The 19,004-nt window shown below is 61.0% G+C and carries 18 protein-coding genes; 8 read left to right on the forward strand and 10 right to left on the reverse strand.

What is annotated here, in order from left to right:
• The first annotated feature begins 167 nt into the window (after positions 1 to 167).
• Entirely contained in the window at positions 168 to 1,544 is a 1,377-nt protein-coding gene (locus EJA72_RS21930) for an L-serine ammonia-lyase (RefSeq protein WP_157713600.1), read from the forward strand.
• Positions 1,545 to 2,066: 522 nt separating this feature from the next.
• Entirely contained in the window at positions 2,067 to 3,170 is a 1,104-nt protein-coding gene (locus EJA72_RS21935) for a GlxA family transcriptional regulator (RefSeq protein ID WP_017341204.1), read from the forward strand.
• A 141-nt stretch (positions 3,171 to 3,311) separates the two neighbouring features.
• Here EJA72_RS21935 and EJA72_RS21940 read toward each other — a convergent pair whose 3' ends face one another.
• The 6 genes from EJA72_RS21940 to choX form a co-directional block, all read right to left on the reverse strand.
• Positions 3,312 to 3,575, reverse strand: coding sequence for a hypothetical protein (locus tag EJA72_RS21940; RefSeq protein WP_157713603.1), 264 nt, complete (start codon positions 3,573 to 3,575; stop codon positions 3,312 to 3,314).
• 372 nt (positions 3,576 to 3,947) lie between these two features.
• Positions 3,948 to 5,111 (reverse strand): gamma-butyrobetaine dioxygenase, encoded by a 1,164-nt coding sequence (locus EJA72_RS21945; protein WP_157713605.1) that lies wholly within the window; start codon positions 5,109 to 5,111, stop codon positions 3,948 to 3,950.
• Positions 5,112 to 5,124: 13 nt separating this feature from the next.
• Positions 5,125 to 5,601, reverse strand: coding sequence for a thioesterase family protein (locus tag EJA72_RS21950; protein WP_157713607.1), 477 nt, complete (start codon positions 5,599 to 5,601; stop codon positions 5,125 to 5,127).
• Between the two features lie 124 nt (positions 5,602 to 5,725).
• Positions 5,726 to 6,691, reverse strand: a complete 966-nt coding sequence (locus tag EJA72_RS21955; RefSeq protein ID WP_157713609.1) for an L-carnitine dehydrogenase — start codon at positions 6,689 to 6,691, stop codon at positions 5,726 to 5,728.
• Positions 6,692 to 6,832: 141 nt separating this feature from the next.
• Positions 6,833 to 7,720, reverse strand: coding sequence for a 3-keto-5-aminohexanoate cleavage protein (locus EJA72_RS21960; RefSeq protein WP_157713611.1), 888 nt, complete (start codon positions 7,718 to 7,720; stop codon positions 6,833 to 6,835).
• 75 nt (positions 7,721 to 7,795) lie between these two features.
• Complete coding sequence (gene choX / locus EJA72_RS21965; protein ID WP_157713613.1) at positions 7,796 to 8,740, reverse strand: choline ABC transporter substrate-binding protein; 945 nt, start codon at positions 8,738 to 8,740, stop codon at positions 7,796 to 7,798.
• Positions 8,741 to 8,933: 193 nt separating this feature from the next.
• Here choX and EJA72_RS21970 point away from each other — a divergent pair, with 193 nt between their 5' ends.
• Positions 8,934 to 9,878 carry a GlxA family transcriptional regulator gene (locus EJA72_RS21970; RefSeq protein WP_157713615.1) on the forward strand — a complete coding sequence of 315 codons (945 nt, stop codon included), beginning with the start codon at positions 8,934 to 8,936 and terminating at the stop codon, positions 9,876 to 9,878.
• A 129-nt stretch (positions 9,879 to 10,007) separates the two neighbouring features.
• Here EJA72_RS21970 and EJA72_RS21975 read toward each other — a convergent pair whose 3' ends face one another.
• The 4 genes from EJA72_RS21975 to EJA72_RS21990 all read right to left on the reverse strand — a co-directional run bounded on the left by EJA72_RS21975 (position 10,008) and on the right by EJA72_RS21990 (position 11,634).
• The gene (locus EJA72_RS21975) at positions 10,008 to 10,424 is read right to left on the reverse strand and encodes a DUF3010 family protein (protein WP_157713617.1); all 417 of its coding nucleotides are present in this window, start codon (positions 10,422 to 10,424) and stop codon (positions 10,008 to 10,010) included.
• A gap of 32 nt (positions 10,425 to 10,456) precedes the next feature.
• Positions 10,457 to 10,780, reverse strand: a complete 324-nt coding sequence (locus tag EJA72_RS21980; RefSeq protein ID WP_157713619.1) for a helix-turn-helix domain-containing protein — start codon at positions 10,778 to 10,780, stop codon at positions 10,457 to 10,459.
• Positions 10,764 to 11,018: a type II toxin-antitoxin system RelE/ParE family toxin gene (locus EJA72_RS21985; protein ID WP_157713621.1), complete on the reverse strand. Its 255-nt coding sequence runs from the start codon at positions 11,016 to 11,018 to the stop codon at positions 10,764 to 10,766. The genes EJA72_RS21980 and EJA72_RS21985 overlap by 17 nt, the downstream gene beginning before the upstream one ends.
• A 214-nt stretch (positions 11,019 to 11,232) precedes the next feature.
• Positions 11,233 to 11,634 carry a lysozyme inhibitor LprI family protein gene (locus EJA72_RS21990; RefSeq protein WP_157713623.1) on the reverse strand — a complete coding sequence of 134 codons (402 nt, stop codon included), beginning with the start codon at positions 11,632 to 11,634 and terminating at the stop codon, positions 11,233 to 11,235.
• Positions 11,635 to 11,870: 236 nt separating this feature from the next.
• On the opposite strand from EJA72_RS21990, the gene EJA72_RS21995 reads away from it, so the two are divergent.
• The 5 genes from EJA72_RS21995 to EJA72_RS22015 all read left to right on the forward strand — a co-directional run bounded on the left by EJA72_RS21995 (position 11,871) and on the right by EJA72_RS22015 (position 18,996).
• Positions 11,871 to 12,848: a dipeptidase gene (locus EJA72_RS21995; protein ID WP_008019494.1), complete on the forward strand. Its 978-nt coding sequence runs from the start codon at positions 11,871 to 11,873 to the stop codon at positions 12,846 to 12,848.
• Positions 12,849 to 13,024: 176 nt separating this feature from the next.
• Positions 13,025 to 13,555, forward strand: a complete 531-nt coding sequence (locus EJA72_RS22000; protein ID WP_007947752.1) for a DUF5943 domain-containing protein — start codon at positions 13,025 to 13,027, stop codon at positions 13,553 to 13,555.
• A 15-nt stretch (positions 13,556 to 13,570) separates the two neighbouring features.
• Positions 13,571 to 15,631: a dimethylglycine demethylation protein DgcA gene (gene dgcA, locus EJA72_RS22005; RefSeq protein ID WP_157713624.1), complete on the forward strand. Its 2,061-nt coding sequence runs from the start codon at positions 13,571 to 13,573 to the stop codon at positions 15,629 to 15,631.
• A 201-nt stretch (positions 15,632 to 15,832) separates the two neighbouring features.
• Positions 15,833 to 17,776: a dimethylglycine demethylation protein DgcB gene (gene dgcB, locus EJA72_RS22010; protein WP_157713626.1), complete on the forward strand. Its 1,944-nt coding sequence runs from the start codon at positions 15,833 to 15,835 to the stop codon at positions 17,774 to 17,776.
• Positions 17,776 to 18,996, forward strand: a complete 1,221-nt coding sequence (locus EJA72_RS22015) for an electron transfer flavoprotein subunit alpha/FixB family protein (RefSeq protein ID WP_157713628.1) — start codon at positions 17,776 to 17,778, stop codon at positions 18,994 to 18,996. Before dgcB ends, EJA72_RS22015 begins: the two co-directional genes overlap by 1 nt.
• Positions 18,997 to 19,004: the final 8 nt, after the last annotated feature.

Raw genomic sequence — 19,004 nt, forward strand, 5'->3', positions numbered from 1 at the left:
AAAACGCGCACGGCGTTAGTGGACAAGAGTGCGTCGGTGTGAGACGTCGAACGACACCATAAAAGCCTGATGATGCAGCCATATCGGCGGATTGCAGCTTGAGCGTAGCAGCTCCGTCACTGGGCGTTTTTGCGTCCGGGATTGGCACATCCAGGAGTTCGGCAGTAATGGCTATCAGCGTTTTCGACCTGTTCAAAATCGGCATCGGCCCTTCCAGTTCGCACACCGTAGGGCCTATGCGCGCCGCGGCGCTGTTCGTGCAGGGGCTGCGTGAACAGGGGCTTCTGGAACAGGTGCGGCGTGTCGAAGTCCAGCTTTATGGGTCGCTGTCGGCCACGGGCATCGGTCACGGCAGCGACAACGCGGTGATCATGGGCCTGATGGGCGAGTGGCCGGACGCGATCGACCCGTCGCAAATCGGCATTCGCATTGAAACCCTGCGCGAAACCCACACGCTGCTGCTCGACGGTCGTTTGTCGGTTCCGTTCATCTGGGCGCGGGACATGCACCTGATCGACGAGAACCTGCCGTTCCACCCCAATGCCATGACCCTGATTGTCGAAGGTGATGACGGCGAGTTGCATCGCGACACCTACTATTCCGTCGGCGGCGGTTTTGTCGTGGACGAGGCGCAGGCTTCAAGCGGCGTGGTCGACCTGGATCGCACCGAATTGCCTTACGACTTCTCCAGCGCGGTCGAACTGCTGAGCCTGTGCAAGCAGCACAACCTGCGCGTGGCCGATTTGATGATGGCCAACGAGCGGGTCTGGCGCAGCGAAGAGGAAATCCGCAGCGGCCTGATGAAACTCTGGCGCGCCATGCAGGATTGCGTCGACCAGGGCCTCAAACACGAAGGCATCCTGCCCGGCGGTTTGAATGTGCGCCGTCGTGCCGCCAAATTGCACCGTAGCCTGCAGGAACTGGGAAAACCCAATGTGATCGGCTCGACGCTGAGCGCGATGGAGTGGGTCAACCTGTTCGCCCTGGCGGTCAACGAAGAAAACGCGGCCGGTGGGCGCATGGTCACGGCGCCGACCAATGGCGCTGCGGGGATTATCCCGGCGGTGTTGCACTACTTTATGAAGTTCAGCGAGGCCGTGACCGACGCCAATGTCGTCGATTACTTCCTCGGCGCGGCGGCGGTGGGGATTCTGTGCAAAAAGAACGCCTCGATCTCAGGCGCCGAGGTCGGTTGCCAGGGGGAGGTCGGCTCGGCCTGCGCCATGGCGGCGGCCGGGTTGGCCGAGATTCTCGGCGCAACGCCGGAGCAGCTGTGCAACGCGGCGGAAATCGGCCTGGAGCACAACCTCGGCCTGACCTGCGACCCGGTGGGCGGACTGGTACAAGTGCCGTGCATCGAGCGCAACGCGATTGCGGCGGTGAAAGCGATCAACGCGGCGCAGATGGCTCTGCGGGGTGATGGTCAGCACTTTATTTCGCTGGACCGGGTGATTCGCACCATGCGTGATACCGGGGCGGATATGCATGACAAATATAAGGAGACGTCGCGGGGTGGGTTGGCGGTTAGTGCGGTTGAGTGCTGACACCGCATCGATCCTATCGCCAGCAGGCTGGCTCCCACAGATTTTGTGGCCGATACAAATCTACTGTGGGAGCCAGCCTGCTGGCGATAGGGACAGACCAGTCAAAACTGCGCACTTAGTGAACACATAATCTCAAACGCGCCACGTTTTGGCGCGTCGCTCACAGATAAGCGCCTCGCATCGCGTCAGGGATCCAACCCAGCCTTGACCGTCCGTCCCTCGTGCCTGCGGTGACACTCTTTCCGAAGTCTCCGCAGCCCTGTTCCCACAAGTGCTACCGATTTGCTCACCCGCGTCGGGGCAAGGCACTTATCGCCGTTGATGGCCCTTATAACCCCTACTCGCCGCGCGTCATATATAGACACATTCCGACGTCGTTTTCAGGAGTTATTGAACGCGCATTCAAATTTAGGCATGGCAATTGCTCTGTCATTACAAAGCCCGTCTCCCACGCGAGAACGATGGCAATAACAAGAGCCTCCGCCTGAGGCCATCACCCGCTTTGTGTGAGGAGATACCGCGATGACGACGTTCAACTCCGGGGCCCAACCCCAGAACCGTGCGCCTCAATCCATCGGCTTTTTGCTGCTGGACAATTTCACGCTGATTTCTCTGGCCTCCGCAGTAGAACCTCTGCGCATGGCCAACCAATTGTCCGGTCGCGAACTGTATCGCTGGACCACGCTCACCGTCGACGGCGGTCAGGTCTGGGCCAGTGATGGCCTGCAGATCACTCCCGACGCCTCCATGCACAAAGCACCCTCCATGGACACCATCATTGTCTGCGGGGGTATCGGCATTCAGCGCACCGTGACCCGTGAGCACGTGTCTTGGCTGCAAAGCCAGGCGCGTCAATCCAAGCGTCTCGGTGCCGTCTGCACCGGCAGCTGGGCCCTGGCCTGCGCCGGCCTGCTGGACGGTTTCGATTGCAGCGTGCACTGGGAATGCCTGGCAGCGATGCAGGAAGCCTTCCCTCGTGTGGCAATGAGCACGCGCCTGTTCACCCTCGACCGTAACCGCTTCACCAGCTCTGGCGGCACCGCGCCGCTGGACATGATGCTGCACCTGATCAGCCGCGATCATGGTCGCGAACTGTCGGCCGCGATCTCTGAAATGTTCGTCTACGAACGCATCCGCAACGAGCAGGATCACCAGCGTGTGCCGCTCAAGCACATGCTCGGTACTAACCAGCCGAAGTTGCAGGAAATCGTCGCGCTGATGGAAGCCAACCTGGAAGAGCCGATCGACCTCGACGAACTCGCGGTGTACGTCGCCGTGTCCCGTCGTCAGCTGGAAAGGTTGTTCCAGAAGTACCTGCATTGCTCGCCGTCGCGTTACTACCTGAAACTGCGCCTGATCCGCGCCCGGCAACTGCTCAAGCAAACGCCGATGTCGATCATCGAAGTGGCGTCGGTGTGCGGGTTTGTGTCCACGCCGCACTTCTCCAAGTGCTACCGCGAATACTTCGGCATTCCGCCGCGTGACGAACGCGTGGGGTCCAACACCACCCAGCAAGTGGCGATGATGCCGCTGCCGCAAGCGCTGGTGCTGTCGCCGTTGTCCGGGCCGTTGTCGGCGCTGAGTCAGGCGCGTAATGAGTCGACGTTTGCCAGCGTAAGGCTTTAAACCATTGTGGCGAGGGAGCTTGCTCCCGCTCGAGCGCGAAGCGGTCGCAAAAACCAGCTAATGCGGTCTGTTTGAAAGACCGCATTTACTGGTTTTGGGGCTGCTTCGCAGCCCAGCGGGAGCAAGCTCCCTCGCCACAGGTCAGGCGCTACGGCTCTGCTGATACTCCGCCAAGGCCGGCAACAACTGTCTATCAATTGCCTGACGCACCGCCGGCAAAATGGTCGCACTGCTGGTGTACATCTGCTTGACCATAGTGCGCAGCACTATCGCCCGTTCGTTGTTCAAACCCCTTACCGCACACTCGCAAGCCTGCTCGGCTGTCGCGCCGCTCGGTACTTGAAATCCCAACGACTTCAGTTGGCCCAACAGGTCTTCCTGGTCAATCAAATCGGCGTGCATCATGACGCAATCCTTCTTCAGGGAACGGTGTCGTGGTTCGATTCTCATAGGGGGGCGGGGCGGCGGCAAGGGCGATTTGTCGCAATGGCCGCAATACCTATGAACAGGTCGTTTTCGGCTAACTTGCCAGCGGGCAGAGTGGGCACACTGGATTCAGCTGGCTTCACGAAGGTTTGGTCACCCTCGCGCAACGGCTCCTCAACAGTACCCACCTCTGCCCCGATCCTGTCACGGCTTGATCGGGGTTTTTTTTGGCTGTGAATCCGGGTTTATGGGGTGCCCGGGCTGACGCCTTCGCGGGCAAGCCTCGCTCCTACAAAAGCAATACAAAACCTGTAGGAGCGAGGCTTGCCCGCGAAGAACGATGACGCGGTTTTACCGTTGCAGCACCAGAATCCGCGACAACAACTCATCCCGATCCACATAGCACCCCTGGAAATGCCGGGCGCCGCTGGTGGGGTCGAAGGCATTGCGCGCGTGCAGCGTGCGGCGGTTGTCGAAGCACCACAACTCACCCGGATTGAGCCGCGTCATCACCCGGAACTGCGCCTCGCGCGTCATGGCGATGAAGCGGCGGTAAGCGCGATAGAGGCGGGGCATTTGTTCCACGGAGGTATCGAACGGGCCGCGCAAAAAGTTCGCCATGCGGATTTCCGACACTTGCCCCAATGCATCCAGGGCGATGACTGGCGCGAGGCAACGGTAGTCGCTGTGGCGATCCTTGTTGCGGAACTCCACGGGAATCTCGCAGAGGCTGTTGAACGACTCGGGATCCTCCTCGCGCAGCGCTTCGGCGATGGCAAAACCATCGACAAAAATACTCTCGCCACCGTCGGCGTCATTGACCAGGCAATGCAGAAACTGCAGCCCCGGTTGCAACTCGCGGGTCGGCAAATCGCTGTGCAAGGGCAGGTTGAAAGCGGTGTAGGCATTGCTGTCGGCATCGGCCTTGGATTGCACGTTGAACAGCACGCCGAAATTGCTCTCGCGGATGAAGGAAATTCGCTGGGCAATCAGTTTCAGCGAGCCGGGTTCGGTGGGTACGCCACGGACTTGGGTCAACCCGATATCGCGCACGGCCAGCAGCCATTGGAGCAGGGCGTCGTTGTCGCTCATAAGTGCCGGGTAGTCGAACACCGGCAGCTGCAAGTCACTGCGCCAGAGCCTGGCTTTGGGTTTGCCGGCCCGGCGTTCGGCGCGGGACTCGTCGTCATAGGCGTGCGCCCGCAGCCAACCCGGATCGAAGCGGCTCAAGTGGCCGTCCTGCCACTCGACACACAGGCAACCTTCAACGTCGACGCTGGCGTTGGCCGCCGTCAGGTCCTCTGCCACATCGACGATTTCCAGCACTTGCTCGCGTGTCACGGTGTAGACGCATTGCGGGCACGGACAGTTGTCCCGTAGCCATTGATGGTGGAAGGGGCTGAGGCGACCGTCAGCCCACTTCACTTGTATCCGGTCCGCCAAGGCCTGCACGCCACTTAGCGCGCTGATCAACGGATAAGTACGAAAGTCGGCAAACGCAGCGGCGGTGTTCATGGCGATCTCCTTGTTATTTTTTTGGGGGTAATGCGATCACTCGGCCAATGTAGGCGGGGGCGGGCAAGTCGGTCTGTTCGGCGACGATGGCTTGCAACTTGCCCAGGGTCTGCTCGCTGAACGGTGCGGCGCTGGGTCCGGCGAGGTCGACATGGAGCAGCATTTGTTCGTTGCCTGCCAGTTCCTTGTCGTCGCCGACCAAGTGCAGGCTGTGATAGAGGTGCAGGCGTTTGCTGTCGTGGCCGATGATCTGCGTGCGCACTTCGACGTCAGCGTCGAGCTTCACTTCGTGCAGGTAATTGAGGTGCAGTTCGAGGGTGAACAGCGAGTTGCCACTGGCTTCGCGGTTGTTGCTGTCCATGCCTAGCCGGTCCATCAGTGCGTCGGTGGCGTAGCTGAAAATCAGCAGGTAGAACGCGTCGCGCAGGTGGCCGTTGTAGTCGACCCAGTCGGGGATGATTTTGGTTTGGTAGGTGGTGAGTGCGGGCATGATGGCTGATCCAGAACAGAGGGTGATTGGAATGCCGTCATCGCCAGCAGGCTGGCTCCCACATTGGTATGCGTTCTCCTGTGGGAGCCAGCCTGCTGGCGATGGGGCCGGGCCTGCGGTCTGATTACTCGCTGAACGCCATCCCATGCTTCTCTTTGGTGGTCTTCACCGCTTCCAGCACCGCCAGCAAGCAATCATCACGATAGCGCTCCAGCGCCGAAATGCTGTGCCTGCCCAACTGATCGCTGGTCCCGTCCACCACATCATCGATCAGTTTGTCGGTCAGCTCGGGCGCCGGCAAGTAAGTCCAGGGCAACTGCAACGCCGGACCGAACTGTGCCATGAAGTGCCGCATGCCCGCATCGCCGCCCGCCAGGGTGTAGGTCAGGAACGTGCCCATGAACGACCAGCGCAGGCCCGCGCCAAACCGGATCGCATCGTCGATCTCGCCGGTGGTCGCCACCCCGTCGTTGACCAGGTGCAGCGCCTCGCGCCACAACGCTTCAAGCAAACGGTCAGCGATGAACCCGGGCACTTCCTTGCGCACGTGCAGCGGACGCATGCCCAGGGATTCGTAGACTTTGATTGCCGCTTGAATCGCTTCCGGGGCGGTATTCTTGCCGCCCACCACTTCCACCAGCGGCAGCAGGTAAACCGGGTTGAACGGATGCCCGACCACGCAGCGTTCCGGGTGCGTCGAACTCTCGTAGAACTCGCTCGGCAACAGGCCTGAGGTGCTGGAGCCGATCAACGCATTGGGCTTGGCCGCCGCGCTGATTTTGCTATGCAGTTCCAGTTTCAGGTCGAGGCGCTCAGGGGCGCTTTCCTGAATGAAATCCGCGTCACGTACGCACTCTTCAATCGTCGCGACAAAGCGCAACCGATCCTGCGAAGCGCCGGGTGCCAAGCCTTGTTTCTCCAGTGCGCCCCAGGCATTGGCGACGCGTTTGCGCAGCGCGGCTTCAGCGCCCGGCGCCGGGTCCCAGGCCACGACATCAAGGCCATGGGCGAGGGCGCGGGATACCCAGCCGCTGCCGATAACACCGCTGCCCAGCGCGGCGAAGGTTTTGATTTCGGTGATGAAGGTCATGGCAACTTCCTGAATGTGGCTCGAAAAAACTGTGGGAGCGAGCCTGCTCGCGATGGCGGTAGTCCTGTCGCAGATGATGCTTCGGATGTGCCGACGTCATCGCGAGCAGGCTCGCTCCCACAGGGGGAAAGGTGTGTGGGATTAACCGCGCTTGGTCAGGCCCATTTTTGCCCGGCCTTCTGCCGGGGTCAGAACGCGGGCGCCGAGGCGACTGAGGATTTCGCCGGCGCGTTCGACCAGTTGTCCGTTGGTGGCCAATACCCCTTTGTCCAGCCAGATGTTGTCTTCCAGACCGACCCGCACGTTGCCGCCCAGCAGCACCGCTTGCGCCGCCATCGGCATCTGCATGCGACCGATGCCGAAGCCTGCCCACACGGCGTTTGCCGGCAGGTTGTCGACCATGGCTTTCATGGTGGTGGTATCGGCCGGGGCACCCCAAGGGATGCCCAGGCACAACTGGAACAGCGGATCGTCGAGCAGTCCTTCCTTGATCAACTGTTTGGCAAACCACAGGTGACCGGTGTCGAAAATTTCCAGCTCGGCTTTCACGCCCAGCTCTTGAATGCGTTTGGCGCCAGCGCGCAGCTGCGCCGGGGTGGAGACGTAAATGGTGTCGCCATCGCCGAAATTCAGGGTGCCGCAATCGAGGGTGCAGATTTCCGGCAGCAGCGCCTCGACGTGAGCCAGACGGGTCAGCGGGCCGACCAGGTCGGTGTTCGGGCCGAACTCCATCGGGTTCTCGCCTGCGCCGATTTCCAGGTCGCCGCCCATGCCGGCGGTGAGATTGACGATGATGTCGACGTCAGCCTCGCGGATGCGCTCCATCACTTCGCGGTACAGCGCGACATCACGGCTGAACTTACCGGTTTCGGGGTTGCGCACGTGGCAATGGACCACGGTGGCGCCAGCCTTGGCGGCTTCCACGGCGGCAGCGGCGATTTGTTTCGGGGTGACCGGCACGTGCGGGCTCTTGGCGGTCGTGTCGCCAGCACCGGTGAGTGCGCAGGTGATGATGACGTCGTGGTTCATTTTTTCGGTTCCTTGCAGGCGTAGGTGTGCCGTTCGCAGCCCGTTCGGGCTGCGATCCGGTGGTTCAATCAGGGGTTATTTGCTGGTCAGCTTCAGGTTTTCAGCCGCTGGCTTGCCATCGAAGGTGGTGACGCCTTCAAGCCAGCGTTGCTTGTCTTGCGGGTGATCTTTCAGCCATTGCTTGGCCGATTCGAAGGCGTCCTTGTGATCGAGCAGCGGCTGCATCATCCGGCTCTCGTCTTCGGCGGTGAACGTCAGGTTGCTCAGCAGTTTGCCGATGTTCGGGCACTGCTCGGCGTAGGTCGGCGCGGTGACGGTCCAGACCGTGGCCATGCCTTCGTTCGGGCCGAGAGCGTCTTCGCTGCCGGTGAGGTAAGTCATTTTCACGTTGACGTTCATCGGGTGCGGTGCCCAGCCGAAGAACACCACGGCTTCGTTGCGGCGCACGGCGCGGTCCACGGCGGCGAGCATGCCGGCTTCACTGGACTCGACCAGCTGGAACTTGCCGAGGCCAAACTGGTTCTTGGTGATCATTGCCTTGATCTGGGTGTTGGCGCCCGAGCCTGGTTCGATACCGTAGATCTTGCCGCCCAGTTCTTTTTCAAACTTGGCGATGTCGGCGAAGGTTTTCAGGCCCTTGTCGTAGAGGTAGGTCGGCACGGCGAGGGTGGCGCGGGCGTCTTTCAGGCTGGGCGCCTGAAGCACCTTGACCTGATTGGCGTCAACGAACGGGGTGATGGTCTGGGTCATCAGCGGGTTCCAGTAACCCGTGAACAGGTCCAGGCGCTGATCGCGGATGCCGGCAAAGATGATTTGCTGGGAGGCGCTGGTTTGTTTGGTGTTGTAGCCGAGGCCATCGAGCAGGACCTGGGTCATGGCGCTGGTAGCGATTACGTCGGTCCAGTTCACGACGCCCATGCGTACGTTCTGGCATGACGCGGGTTCGGCGGCCATGACGCTGGCGCTCAACAAAGCGGTACCGCTGAGTGCAAGAACACAGCTGCTGATCAGTCGTTTCATCTCAGGTTCCTCGGCAGTTCGTTATTGTGGGTCCGGTCGTCTTCGTGCGCCGGTGATGCCAAGTTACGCAGCATAGACCTGTTGAAAGCGCACTACGGCGACCAGCTCTTGCACTGCAGCGACCTGACCTCTTGAATGCTGCCCGCAACTGGCGTATCAACATCCACACGCTGCCCGTCACCGAGTGCGCTCCATGTCCCAGGATTTCTACTTCATGTTGATGCCGGGTTTCTCGGCCATCGGTTTTATCTCGGCCATCGAGCCGCTGCGAGTTGCCAATCGTTTTCGTGGCGAGTTGTATCGCTGGCACGTGCTGAGCGCCGACGGCGGGGCGGTACTGGCCAGCAACGGCATGTCGGTCAACGCTGATGCCGCGCTCGAGCCGCTGAAGAAAGGCGCAACCTTGCTGGTCGTCGCCGGGTTCGAGCCCCTGAAATTCGCCACTCCGGCGCTGGAACACTGGCTACGCCGGCTGGACATCGAAGGCGTGACGCTCGGCGCCATCGACACCGGCAGCTTCGTCCTCGCCGAGGCCGGTTTACTGGATGGTCATCGCCTGACCCTGCACTGGGAAGCCATCGACGCCTTCAAGGAGTCCTATCCGCAACTCAGCGTCACTCAGGAACTGTTCGAGATCGACCGCCGCCGCATCACCTCCGCCGGCGGCACCGCCTCCATCGACCTGATGCTCGACCTCATCGCCCAGTCCCACGGCTCTGAACTGGCGATCCAGGTCAGCGAGCAATTTGTGCTCGGCCGCATCCGCCCGCGCAAAGACCACCAGCGCATGGAAGTTGCCAGCCGGTATGGCATCAACAACAAGAAACTGGTGCAGGTGATTGGCGAGATGGAGCAGCACAGCGAGCCGCCGTTGAGCACGCTGCAATTGGCGGAATCGATCAAGGTGACCCGCCGGCAGCTGGAGCGGTTGTTTCGGCTGCATTTGAACGATACGCCAAGCAATTTCTACTTGCGCTTACGGCTGGAGAAGGCGCGGCAGTTACTGCGTCAGACAGACATGAGTGTGCTGGAAGTGAGCATTGCGTGCGGGTTTGAATCGCCGTCGTATTTCACCCGCAGTTATCGGGCGAAATATGAGCGGTGCCCGCGAGAAGATCGGCGTACCGCGAAAGTATAAACACTCGAAAACTCTGTGGGAGCCAGCCTGCTGGCGATAGCGGTCTGTCAGACACATAAATGTCGACTGGTGCACCGCCATCGCCAGCAGGCTGGCTCCCACAGTAATTTGTTCTGTCAGGGAGGCCGGTTACTTCTTCAGCAGCGCAGAACATGCCGCCTTGTAAGCCTCATGCTGATACTTGTTCAGCGTCCCCGGCAGTTCAAAATTGTGCTTTTTGGCCTGCGCATTAATCGTCTGCGGCGACAGCAGCGTCACGTCGCAACTCTCCAGCAACTGAAAAATGCCTTCGATCTTGAACGTGGTCGGTCCACCGGCGAACTCGCCTTTCTTGCTGCGCTTCTTGATCGCAATCCGGTCGATGGAATTCTCCCGTACGAACGAAGCGACCTGAGCGGCGAAGACTTTGACGTTGGCGGCTTCGTCGTCATCGTCGAGGGCGATTTTCTTGGTGCCCAGTGCAACGTGGCTTAGCGCCGAGCCTTCAAGGGATGCCACGGCGATAATCGCTTCGCTGCCTTTGATTTCAATGCCGCAGATTTTCATTTCGATCCCTTCAACAGTGGGTTGGGTACAACTTACAGCTCTAGCTGATTGGCAGAGATACCAAACGCAGCCGCAATTTTCTCGCGAGTAGCTTTTCGTGGCTTTGCGACGGTCTCTTGCTGGGCAAAAGCCGGTTGAGAAATGCCCAAGCGTTTGGCCACTTCATCCTGGGTAAGGTTCAGATGTTCGCGCCAGGCGCGAATCGGTGTTGCGCCATCGACGATACGACTGACCACTTCATGGGGGATCAGATCGGGCTCAATTTTCTGCGCCACATATTGCGCGTAGGGAATGACCACGAACGCAGGATTTCCCTCTGCGTCGTTGATGATTTGAACGTCAGTAGGTGCGTTCATCGCGTTTTTTGACCTCTTGAATACTGACCACTTTGATTGCGCCATCCCAGTCGAACATGACTCGATAGTTTCCCACTCGAAGTCGATAGGCGTATTCGTGCCCGACCAGTGCTTTGACGTTGCCTATATCAGGCATGCCACTCAGCACCGTAACGGCATCACGGACCTGGATCTGGTGAACTGAATGCAATTTCAGAAGCTGCTTAACGGCCTTTCGAGTCCAGTGAATGCTATTCATGGGAAGAATATAAGTCTTTTATAAGATTTGCGAATCTTTACTTATATTTCTTCATCGGCCAATTAACGAAGCATGTCGGGATGTTGCCCGACTATCAGGGTCTGCTTTGAGGCATTGAAAGCGCTGTAGGCCTAGTCAGCCATGAGTGTAGGAAACGGCTTCTGTAGAGAGTTGAAAGCTGGCGAAACCGCCAGCATTCCACAGCTGATCAGGCTCACTCCTGCCCAATCGACTCCAAAAACTCCGATCGCTCATCACTCATCCGCGCCACGCAATCGTTTTGCGCAATGGTGAAGGCCTTGCTGCCGCTGGTCGCCGGGAACGCTTCGACTGCGCAATCCGCATCCCGGGTCTTGAGCCACTGCTGCTGGGCAGCCTTGAGCTTGGTGGTGATGTCGGCCAGTTGGGTCGGGTTCTTGCCGTACGCCGTTTGCATACGCTCGGTCAGGCCCTTGAAGTTGTCCTTGAGCAGGTCTTCGGCGGTGGTTCTGCTGTAGACCGAGCATTCCAGGGTCTGGACGTCGTTTTCGACTGCATCGCAGGGGTTGATGTCGGACTCTTCTGCCGCCTGTACGCCGGTCGCTATCAGTGCCAAAGCCAGGATGATCGATTTCATTGCGCCGCAGCCCCTTTTATTCAGTGCATTTCCAGTGATGCGGCGAATTCTGGCCCAAGCCGAGGCCCTTGAACAGCAGGGTGATCACGTCCGGCGACGACCCTTTGTCGCAGATTGACGCTTTCGGCAAACCCCCTGTCGTTTTTGCACCCGGCTGCACAGGTGCCTAGGCATATGCTGGCCCCAAAGCGCCGGCACACGATTCGGCGCATGAATCGCTAATAGGGGACAGCCTGATGAGCCCAGCCGAATTGCACGCAGACAGCATCGTTATCGACGGGCTGATTATCGCCAAGTGGAACCGTGAGCTGTTTGAAGACATGCGCAAGGGCGGTCTGACTGCGGCCAACTGCACCGTGTCGGTGTGGGAGGGCTTCCAGGCCACCGTCAACAACATCGCCGCCAGCCAGAAACTGATTCGCGAAAACAGCGACCTGGTGATTCCGGTGCGCACCACCGCCGACATCCGCAAAGCCAAGGAGCAGGGCAAGACCGGCATCCTGTTCGGCTTCCAGAATGCCCACGCGTTCGAAGACCAGATCGGCTATGTCGAAGTGTTCAAGCAGCTGGGCGTCGGTATCGTGCAGATGTGCTACAACACCCAGAACCTGGTGGGCACCGGTTGCTACGAGCGCGATGGCGGCCTGTCGGGTTTCGGTCGTGAAATCGTTGCCGAGATGAACCGCGTCGGCGTGATGTGCGACCTGTCCCACGTCGGTTCCAAGACCTCTGAAGAAGTCATCCTCGAATCGAAAAAACCGGTCTGCTACTCCCACTGCCTGCCGTCGGGTCTCAAAGAGCACCCGCGCAACAAGTCCGATGAAGAGCTCAAGTTCATTGCCGACCACGGCGGGTTCGTCGGCGTGACCATGTTCGCGCCGTTCCTGGCCAAGGGCATCGATTCGACCATCGACGACTACGCCGAAGCCATCGAATACACCCTGAACATCGTTGGCGAAGACTCCATCGGCATCGGCACCGACTTTACCCAGGGCCATGGCCAGGACTTCTTCGAATACCTGACCCACGACAAGGGCTACGCCCGCCGCCTGACCAGCTTCGGCAAGATCATCAACCCGCTGGGCATCCGCACCGTCGGCGAGTTCCCGAACCTCACCGAAACCTTGCTCAAGCGCGGCCATTCCGAGCGCGTGGTGCGCAAGATCATGGGCGAGAACTGGGTCAACGTCTTGAAAGACGTCTGGGGCGAATAAAACCGGCCTCCATACAACCAACCCTGTAGCAGCTGCCGAGGCACGAGGCTGCGTTGGGCTGCGAAGCGGCCCCCCGAGGGCGGTCCTGCGGACACGCAACGCAGCCTCGCAGGCTCGGCAGCTGCTACAGGGCTACGACACGACAACACAACGAATTTTTCTGGAGTTAAGTTTCCATGGCCAAGATCGCCCCGCAATTGCCAATCGAAGTCGACAGCGAAACTGGTGTCTGGACCTCCGACGCCCTGCCGATGCTGTATGTGCCGCGCCATTTCTTCGTCAACAACCACATGGGCATCGAAGAGGTCCTGGGCGCTGAAGCCTACGCCGAGATTCTCTACAAGGCCGGCTACAAATCCGCCTGGCACTGGTGTGAAAAAGAAGCGGAATGCCACGGCCTGGAAGGCGTCGCGGTGTTCGAGCACTACATGAAGCGCCTGTCGCAACGCGGCTGGGGCCTGTTCAAGATCCAGGACATCGACCTCGACAAAGGCACCGCCAGCGTCAAGCTCGAACACTCGGCGTTCGTCTACGTGTACGGCAAGGTCGGGCGCAAGGTCGACTACATGTTCACCGGTTGGTTTGCCGGCGCCATGGACCAGATCCTGCAAGCCCGTGGCAGCAAGATCCGCACCGTTGCCGAGCAAGTCTACGGTGGCTCCGAAGAAGGCCACGACGACGGTTTGTTCACCGTCAAGCCGTTGTAAGTCGAGGAACCCGCCATGGCTTTCGAAGCAATGTTCCAGCCGATCCAGATCGGCAAACTGACCGTCCGCAACCGTGTGCTCAGCACCGCGCACGCCGAGGTCTACGCGACCGACGGCGGCATGACCACCGACCGGTACGTCAAGTATTACGAAGAGAAAGCCAAGGGCGGGATCGGCCTGGCGATTTGCGGCGGTTCTTCCAGCGTGGCCATCGACAGCCCGCAGGGCTGGTGGAAGTCGGTCAACCTGGCCGACGACCGGATCATTCCGCACTTCCAGAACCTGGCCGATGCCATGCACAAGCATGGCGCCAAGATCATGATCCAGATTACCCACATGGGCCGCCGTTCGCGTTGGGACGGCGAGCATTGGCCAACCCTGCTGTCGCCGTCGGGCATCCGTGAACCGGTGCACCGCGCAACCTGCAAAACCATTGAGCCGGAAGAAATCTGGCGAGTGATCGGCAACTACGCCAGCGCCGCCGCGCGGGCCAAGGCCGGTGGCCTGGACGGCGTCGAGCTGTCCGCCGTGCACCAGCACATGATCGACCAGTTCTGGAGCCCACGGGTCAACAAGCGCACCGACGAATGGGGCGGCAGCTTCGAAAACCGCATGCGTTTCGGCCTGGAAGTCTTGAAGGCCGTGCGCGCCGAGGTCGGCCCGGATTTCTGCGTCGGCATCCGTCTGTGCGGTGATGAGTTCCACCCGGACGGCTTGTCCCACGAGGACATGAAGCAGATCGCCAAGTATTACGACGACACCGGCATGATCGACTTCATCGGTGTGGTCGGCTCGGGTTGCGACACCCACAACACCCTGGCCAACGTCATCCCGAACATGAGTTATCCACCGGAGCCGTTCCTGCACCTGGCCGCCGGTATCAAGGAAGTGGTGAAGGCCCCGGTACTGCACGCGCAGAACATCAAGGACCCGAACCAGGCCACGCGGATTCTGGAAGGCGGCTACGTCGACATGGTCGGCATGACCCGCGCCCACATCGCCGACCCGCACCTGATCGCCAAGATCAAAATGGGCCAGGTCGATCAGATCAAGCAATGCGTCGGCGCCAACTACTGCATCGACCGTCAGTACCAAGGGCTGGACGTGCTGTGCATCCAGAACGCCGCGACGTCCCGCGAATACATGGGCGTGCCGCACATCATCGAGAAAACCACCGGCGTGAAACGCAAAGTGGTGATCGTCGGTGCCGGTCCGGCCGGGATGGAAGCGGCTCGCGTTTCGGCTGAACGGGGCCACGACGTGACCCTGTTCGAGAAAAAAGAATTTATCGGCGGCCAGATCACGACCGCCTCGAAAGCGCCGCAACGGGACCAGATCGCCGGCATCACACGCTGGTTCCAGCTGGAGCTGGCACGTCTGAAAGTCGACCTGCGCCTGGGCGTGGCAGCCGACGCGGCAACCATTCTCGACCTGCGTCCGGACGTGGTGGTGCTGGCGGTGGGCGGCCATCCATTCCTGGAGCAGAACGAACACTGGGGTGCGGCTGAAGGCCTGGTGGTCAGCAGCTGGGACATCCTCGACGGCAAGGTGGCGCCGGGCAAGAACGTGCTGGTCTACGACACCATTTGCGAATTTACCGGGATGTCGGCCGCCGACTTCCTCGCCGACAAGGGCAGCCAGGTCGAGATCGTCACTGACGACATCAAGCCGGGCGTGGCGATTGGCGGCACCTCGTTCCCGACGTACTACCGCAGCATGTACCCCAAGGAAGTGATCATGACCGGGGACATGATGCTGGAGAAGGTCTACCGCGAAGGCGACAAGCTGGTGGCGGTGCTGGAAAACGAATACACCGGCGCCAAAGAGGAGCGGGTGGTGGATCAGGTCGTCGTGGAAAACGGCGTGCGTCCGGACGAAGAAATCTATTACGCCATGAAGGAAGGCTCGCGCAACAAAGGCCAGATGGACATCGAAGCCCTGTTCGCGATCAAGCCCCAGCCTTCGTTGAGCCAGGCGGGCGACGGCTACTTGCTGTTCCGCATCGGCGACTGCGTGGCGCAGCGCAACACTCACGCGGCGATCTATGACGCGCTGCGGTTGTGCAAGGATTTCTAACGGATTACCACCATCTCCTGTGGCGAGGGAGCTTGCTCCCGCTGGGCTGCGAAGCAGCCCCAAATCCTGCAGTCGAGGATGTGCACCAGAGGCTGTTTTGGGAGCGCTTCGCACTCCAGCGGGAGCAAGCTCCCTCGCCACAAGTAGGTGCGTCGCTCTCATCGGCGCGCACATGACCCCGAGGTCTTTGGGAGCTCCACCATGTTGAACACCCTTCTTCCAATCCTGTTGTTCGCTGCCCTGGGCCTGGCTGTCCTGGGCGCGTTGCGGCGGGTATCCATGTGGCGACGTGGCCGGGCCTCCAAGGTCGACCTGATCGGCGGCCTGCTCGCCATGCCCAAGCGCTACATGGTCGATTTGCACCATGTCGTCGCGCGGGACAAATACATCGCCAACACCCACGTCGCCACGGCCGGTGGCGCGGTGGGGTCCGTCGTGCTGGCGATTCTGGTGCACGGGTTTGGCCTGCATAACCGCTTCCTCGGTTACGCACTGCTGTTGATGACGGCGGTGATGTTCGTCGGCGCGATTTTTGTGTACCTGCGTCGGCGCAACCCACCGGCCCGTTTGTCCAAGGGCCCGTGGATGCGTCTGCCGAAAAGCCTGCTGGCCTTCTCGGCGTCATTCTTCCTGGTCACCCTGCCGGTGGCGGGCATCCTCCCGGAGAATTTCGGTGGGTGGCTGTTGGCGGTGATCCTCGGGATCGGCGTGCTGTGGGGCGTTTCGGAATTGTTCTTCGGCATGACCTGGGGCGGGCCGATGAAGCACGCCTTCGCCGGTGCCCTGCACCTGGCCTGGCACCGTCGCGCCGAGCGTTTTGGCGGTGGTCGTTCCACGGGTTTGAAACCGCTGGACCTGAACGATCCAGACGCACCGCTGGGCGTGGAAAAACCCAAGGATTTCACCTGGAACCAACTGCTCGGTTTCGACGCCTGCGTGCAGTGCGGTAAATGCGAAGCCGCGTGCCCGGCGTTCGCCGCTGGCCAGCCCCTGAACCCGAAAAAATTGATTCAGGACATGGTGGTCGGCCTGGCCGGTGGCACCGATGCCAAATTCGCGGGCAGCCCGTACCCGGGCAAAGCCATCGGCGAGCACGCCGGCAATCCGCATCAACCGATCGTCAATGGCCTGGTGGACGCTGAAACCCTGTGGTCCTGCACCACCTGCCGCGCGTGCGTCGAGGAATGTCCGATGATGATCGAGCACGTCGATGCCATCGTCGACATGCGCCGTCACCTGACCCTGGAAAAAGGCGCGACCCCGAACAAGGGCGCCGAAGTCCTGGAAAACCTGATCGCCACCGACAACCCGGGCGGCTTTGCGCCGGGCGGGCGGATGAACTGGGCGGCGGACTTGAACCTCAACCTGCTCAGCGAAAAGAAATCCACCGACGTGCTGTTCTGGGTCGGCGACGGTGCGTTCGACATGCGCAACCAGCGCACTTTGCGCGCCTTCGTCAAAGTGCTGAAAGCGGCCAAGGTCGACTTCGCGGTGCTGGGCCTTGAAGAGCGCGACAGCGGTGATGTCGCGCGCCGCTTGGGCGACGAAGCGACTTTCCAGTTGCTGGCCAAGCGCAACATCCAGACGTTGGCCAAGTACAGTTTCAACCGCATCGTCACCTGCGATCCGCACAGCTTCCACGTGCTGAAAAACGAATACGGCGCCTTCGATGGCAACTACCTGGTGCAGCACCACAGCACCTACATGGCAGAAATCATCGATGCTGGTGCGCTGAACCTCGGCCAGCACAAAGGTAGCAGCGTGACGTATCACGATCCGTGCTACCTCGGCCGCTACAACGGCGAATACGAGGCGCCGCGTGAAGTGCTGCGCGCCCTCGGGATCGAAGTGAAAGAGATGCAACGCTCCGGGTTCCGTTCACGGTGCTGTGGCGGTGGCGGCGGTGCGCCGATCACGGACATCCCGGGCAAGCAACGGATCCCCGACATGCGCATGGAAGACATCCGCGAAACCGGCGCCGAGCTGGTGGCCGTGGGTTGTCCACAATGCACCGCGATGCTCGAAGGCGTGGTCGAACCGCGTCCGTTGATCAAGGACATTGCCGAACTGGTGGCCGATGCGTTGCTTGACGACGCCGCGCCCGCCAAGACACCCGTCAAGCGTGAACCTGCGGAGGCCCACTGATGAGCGACATTATCCGCCGCGACCCCCGCGCCGAATGGATTGCCCGCAACCGCCTGCACCCGCTGCACGCGGCCATGCAACCGGCGCAGCACAGCTGGATGGGGCCTAACGGCGTCATCCGCAAGAATCTGCATGGCATCGGTTTTATCGGCCCCAACGGCATCAAGCGCATTGACCGCAGCGGCGCGCAACAGGGCGGGGCGACCAAACGCTCGGCCGCCGTTGAAGTGCAATTGCCGCTGCATCAAGTGCCGGCGCCTGCGTTCTACGTCAGCGTGGTGCCGGACATGGTCGGCGGTCGCTTGAGCAGCCATGACCGCGACTTGCTCGGCCTCGCTCACCAATTGGCCGGCAATGACGGCGCGGTGTTGGCCGTGGTCTTCGGTGAACACAAAGAAAACACCTTCGCCACCGCCGGCGTTGATCGCTTGCTGGTGCTGGAAGGTGACGAATACAGCGGTTATGCACCGGAGCAACGAGTCCAGGGCCTGCGGGCTGTGGATAACCAGTTCAGCCCGCGTCACTGGTTGCTGCCCGACAGCCGCAGCGGCGGTGGCGAACTCGGTCGACGCTTTGCGGCGGCACTGGGCGAACGCCCGGCCACGCGGGTCTGGCAGGTCAAGGATCAGGAATGCATCGGCCGCGCCGGTGCTGGGCTACAAGACTTGGCGCGTCCGGTTGCACGGTTGATCCTGGCCGCTGCCGAATGCGCCGAACCGGTCAGCGAAACCCGTCACGAAGCCTTGCCCGTGGAGTTATCCACAGCCGTGGCGCGCAGCCTGTCGCGCATCGAAGATCTGGGCGCGGTGGCGGTCGATCCGGCGGCGATTCCGATGGCCGAAGCGGAGTTCATCTTCTCCGGTGGCAACGGGGTCAAGGACTGGGGACTTTTCCACAGGACCGCCGAAGCGTTGGGCGCTACCGAAGGCGCCTCGCGGGTGGCCGTGGACGATGGCTTCATGGCGCGCGACCGTCAGGTCGGCGCGTCCGGTACGTGGGTTACCGCGCGGGTCTACGTGGCGGTGGGCATTTCCGGGGCGATCCAGCACCTGCAAGGCATCGGTGCCTGCGACAAGGTGGTGGCGATCAACCTCGACCCGGGCTGCGACATGATCAAACGGGCCGACCTGTCGGTGATCGGCGAGAGTGCCGAGATTCTTCAAGCCTTGATCGAGGCGGTAGCGGCTTACCGCAACGACGCCAAGCGCGATGCGGCTTAAGGAAAGGA

The organism is Pseudomonas sp. PB120, from assembly GCF_009761815.1.
In the GTDB taxonomy this organism is placed as follows: domain Bacteria; phylum Pseudomonadota; class Gammaproteobacteria; order Pseudomonadales; family Pseudomonadaceae; genus Aquipseudomonas.